Below are 3,021 nucleotides of genomic sequence, written 5' to 3'. Positions count from 1 at the left end.
AGAGCTTTTACCTATAGGAGCATTCCCCTATAGAACCCCATAACTCTAGTTTTCAAGGTGCGTTCATCGGTTGATGACTGGGTTTTTTAAGCGGTTGCTTACCCGGCCCCCTATTCTTAATATCATACATCATATAAAGTCGCCCTAAAAGGGCGAGGCTTTAAACCCAATTTTTCGGTAAACCAGGAGACAGCCTTTTCAGTGATCAGTGATCAGATGCGAGTTTTCAGTTCACTAGACATCTCCAAAAATTATAACCCAATCACAGCTTGCTTTTGGTCTATGTACTAGCCAAGTAGTTCGATGGCTGAAATGTATATCTATCGTTGCTAATTCAATTTCAGTGAAAAAATATGAGGCAATTAAAATCATTTTGATTTGGGTAGATTCCTTAACTAGAAAGACTTTTAGTCTTGAGATAATATTAGACGAGGTTCACTGATTACTGATTACTATTTACTGCTCACTGAAAAATCGCTCCCCACACCGGTGCTTCCTTCTTCGGGCAAATGTTAAAAAGTATTACGAAAATAGTGAGAAGGTGAACCAGATGCCGCAAAATAGTTGCGTTAGGTCGCTCTAGCTAGGGAAGTCTTGAGACGCTGAGGCGGAAACGAGATAACTTGAGCGTAGTGACCACAACTGCTATAAAATGTCAGATTAAGTTTATTAATCTCACTTAGTTGGGAGGAATCCATCAATGAGTATCGTCACGAAATCGATCGTGAATGCTGATGCTGAAGCTCGTTACCTCAGCCCCGGCGAACTAGACAGAATTAAAGCCTTCGTTGGCAGTGGTGCCGCTCGTTTACGCATCGCTGAAACCCTGACCGGCGCTCGCGAAACCATCGTCAAACAAGCTGGCGATCGCTTATTCCAAAAACGTCCTGACATCGTTTCCCCCGGTGGCAACGCTTACGGCGAAGAAATGACCGCTACCTGTCTGCGTGACATGGACTACTACCTACGTTTAATCACCTACGGAGTAGTTGCTGGTGATGTCACCCCGATTGAAGAAATCGGTTTAGTCGGTGTGCGTGAAATGTACAAATCTTTAGGAACCGACATCGGTGCCGTAGCTCAAAGCGTTCGCGAAATGAAAGAAGTTGCTACTGGTCTTATGTCTTCTGACGATGCTTCTGAAGCTTCTTCCTACTTCGATTACGTGATCGGCTCTATGTCGTAGAATAATTCCTTTGTGAATTGTTCTAGACACACCCCTCGTAAACCTCTTAAGATTAAGCAAAACCCAAGGAAGAACCACCATGCAAGACGCAATTACTTCTGTTATCAACTCTGCTGACGTTCAAGGCAAATACCTTGACGCTGCTGCTCTCGGCAAACTGAAAGGCTACTTCGCCACCGGTGAACTGCGCGTGCGCGCCGCTAGTGTCATTAGCGCTAACGCTGCTGGTATCGTTAAAGAAGCTGTGGCTAAGTCCCTGTTATACTCTGACGTAACCCGTCCAGGTGGTAATATGTACACCACCCGTCGTTACGCCGCTTGTATCCGTGACCTCGACTACTATCTCCGTTATGCTACCTACGCTATGTTAGCTGGAGATCCTTCCATCCTCGACGAGCGCGTTCTCAACGGCCTGAAAGAAACCTACAACTCTTTAGGTGTACCCATCTCCTCCACCGTTCAAGCTATCCAAGCGATGAAAGAAGTCACCGCTAGTTTAGTTGGTGCCGATGCGGGTAAAGAAATGGGGATTTACTTCGACTACATTAGCTCTGGCTTAAGCTAGAAGTAACGAACTCGGACAAAATAGGGTTCGGGAAGCCGAGGATGAGTGCTAGGTCTTTAAAGGCTGAATCTGTCCAAGATAGGTTTTGACGAGCTAGTATTGATCCTTGACTCCCGACCTTTGTTATTTTAGGAAAAAGCCTTCGTTAGTTTAAGCGACAAGTTTTTCAGCGATTAGGAGAAATCAATCCATGCGGATGTTCAAAATCACCGCTTGTGTTCCTAGCCAAAGCCGCATTCGGACACAACGGGAATTACAAAATACCTATTTCACCAAACTCGTTCCCTACGATAATTGGTTTCGTGAGCAACAACGCATCATGAAAATGGGCGGCAAAATTGTCAAAGTGCAGTTAGCTACTGGTAAACCCGGGACTAATACAGGTTTACTGTAATTGGCTGCCACTGGAACTTAAAAAAAGAGGTCTTTCCAGACCTCTTTTTGCTTTAGGGATTTTTTTCAAAATGCAAAGCGGCAGAGTTGAGACAATAGCGTTTTCCCGTCGGGGGTGGACCATCATTAAAAACGTGACCGAGATGAGCATCACAGGCGGCACAAACAATCTCTGTCCGCACCATGAAAAAACTAATATCTCGTTCGTACTTAATATTAGCCTCGTTAGTAGCTGTCCAGAAACTCGGCCAACCAGTACCCGAATCATACTTACTGTCAGAAGTAAATAACTCCGTACCACAGCAGACACATTTGTAAATACCTTTTTCTTTATTATCGTGATATTTACCCGTAAAAGCCCGTTCTGTTCCCTTTTTGCGAGTAACTTGGAACTGTTCGGGAGTTAGCTGGGCCTGCCATTCCGCCTCGGTTTTACGAACTTTTTCTACCATAGTCATGACAACCGCCATTATGATTAAATTTCTCTTTTTAGTCTAACCTGAGTTCGAGATCTGGGGTTTTTTCATAAACATGAAGTATGACCTGATTTGGCATCCGCTTCTGACGACGGACTCCCCAAAAGGAAAACTTGGTCAAGAAACCCTATAAACTTAGCATAAGCTGAACTTATATCTTCAACAAGAAATACTTTTGTCAAACCCCTTTACAAACCGTTACAAAATCTCTAAGATAGAGACATCATCAATCAATCGTACCTCGACAACTTAATAGGAATCATAAACCAATGACCACCACCTTACAACAGCGCGAAAGCGCCTCCCTGTGGGAGCAGTTCTGTCAGTGGATCACCAGCACCAACAACCGTTTATACATCGGTTGGTTCGGTGTGATCATGATCCCCACCCTGCTCACCGCC

4 protein-coding genes and 1 pseudogene are annotated in these 3,021 nt (G+C 44.5%); 4 read left to right on the top strand and 1 reads right to left on the bottom strand.

All coding sequences use genetic code 11. From position 1 onward, the window contains the following. The first annotated feature begins 700 nt into the window (after window positions 1-700). From apcA to EWV84_RS05055, 3 genes are all read left to right on the top strand, one after another. Entirely contained in the window at window positions 701-1,186 is a 486-nt protein-coding gene (apcA, locus tag EWV84_RS05065) for an allophycocyanin subunit alpha (protein WP_002739012.1), read from the top strand. A gap of 79 nt (window positions 1,187-1,265) precedes the next feature. Beyond that, window positions 1,266-1,751 (top strand): allophycocyanin subunit beta, encoded by a 486-nt coding sequence (gene apcB, locus EWV84_RS05060; protein WP_149106796.1) that lies wholly within the window; start codon window positions 1,266-1,268, stop codon window positions 1,749-1,751. A gap of 190 nt (window positions 1,752-1,941) precedes the next feature. After that, window positions 1,942-2,145, top strand: coding sequence for a phycobilisome linker polypeptide (locus EWV84_RS05055; protein ID WP_002739162.1), 204 nt, complete (start codon window positions 1,942-1,944; stop codon window positions 2,143-2,145). A gap of 52 nt (window positions 2,146-2,197) precedes the next feature. Here EWV84_RS05055 and msrB read toward each other — a convergent pair whose 3' ends face one another. After that, window positions 2,198-2,614, bottom strand: a complete 417-nt coding sequence (gene msrB, locus EWV84_RS05050; protein ID WP_287076853.1) for a peptide-methionine (R)-S-oxide reductase MsrB — start codon at window positions 2,612-2,614, stop codon at window positions 2,198-2,200. A 275-nt stretch (window positions 2,615-2,889) separates the two neighbouring features. On the opposite strand from msrB, the pseudogene EWV84_RS05045 reads away from it, so the two are divergent. Beyond that, a pseudogene (locus tag EWV84_RS05045) lies at window positions 2,890-3,021 on the top strand (photosystem II q(b) protein); the annotation flags it as partial.

The organism is Microcystis sp. M_QC_C_20170808_M3Col, from assembly GCF_007095505.1.
Lineage (GTDB): Bacteria > Cyanobacteriota > Cyanobacteriia > Cyanobacteriales > Microcystaceae > Microcystis.
Note: the sequence above shows the minus strand (reverse complement) of the source record. Positions and strands in the feature narration are given on the sequence as shown.

Coding starts and splice junctions, on each gene's coding strand:
- msrB (WP_287076853.1), bottom strand. CDS start 2,614: ATGGCGGTTGTCATGACTATGGTAGAAAAAGTTCGTAAAACCGAGGCG.
- EWV84_RS05055 (WP_002739162.1), top strand. CDS start 1,942: ATGCGGATGTTCAAAATCACCGCTTGTGTTCCTAGCCAAAGCCGCATT.
- apcB (WP_149106796.1), top strand. CDS start 1,266: ATGCAAGACGCAATTACTTCTGTTATCAACTCTGCTGACGTTCAAGGC.
- apcA (WP_002739012.1), top strand. CDS start 701: ATGAGTATCGTCACGAAATCGATCGTGAATGCTGATGCTGAAGCTCGT.